Source organism: Hwanghaeella sp. LZ110 (genome assembly GCF_048892525.1).
Lineage (GTDB): Bacteria > Pseudomonadota > Alphaproteobacteria > UBA8366 > Aestuariispiraceae > Pacificispira.
The window spans coordinates 1-421 of record NZ_JBLZHT010000048.1; the positions used below are offsets into that span (position 1 = coordinate 1).

The 421-nt window shown below is 58.2% G+C and carries 1 protein-coding gene; it reads left to right on the top strand.

From position 1 onward, the window contains the following. A partial coding sequence (locus tag ACOSDM_RS20155; protein ID WP_420726325.1) for a hypothetical protein occupies positions 1 to 401 on the top strand: 401 nt, incomplete at its 5' end. Positions 402 to 421: the final 20 nt, after the last annotated feature.

Here is a 421-nt window from a genome sequence, read left to right on the forward strand (position 1 = left end):
GGTCTGTCGACGCTGTCGCACAAGATTTGGCAAGTGGCGCAGTTACAGGGGAGTGGGCCGCCCGTTTGTACAATGTGCATATGGCGTCAGATGGCACCATCGATATTGATGAGACCAACCGATTGCGTCAGGCCCCTGTTCAGGCGGATGACGGGCGTCCCCTGACACAGGATGAATTGCCCGTCACCTTGCCGCAAAACTGTCCCCATTGCGAAGAACCGCTATGGGGACAAAACGGCAAAGCCAGCACGCCATTGATGACAACAGCGGACCTGGCGGCGGCGGGTCCTCTTATCGCGGCCAGAGTGGCGGGCATCAGCCCACGGTTTCGACTGGTTACGCTGTCTTGCGCGCAGTGCGCCGGCAGAATTGAGGTCTTTCAGCAACGGATTGACAAGTAAATGACAACGATGCGGGTGCT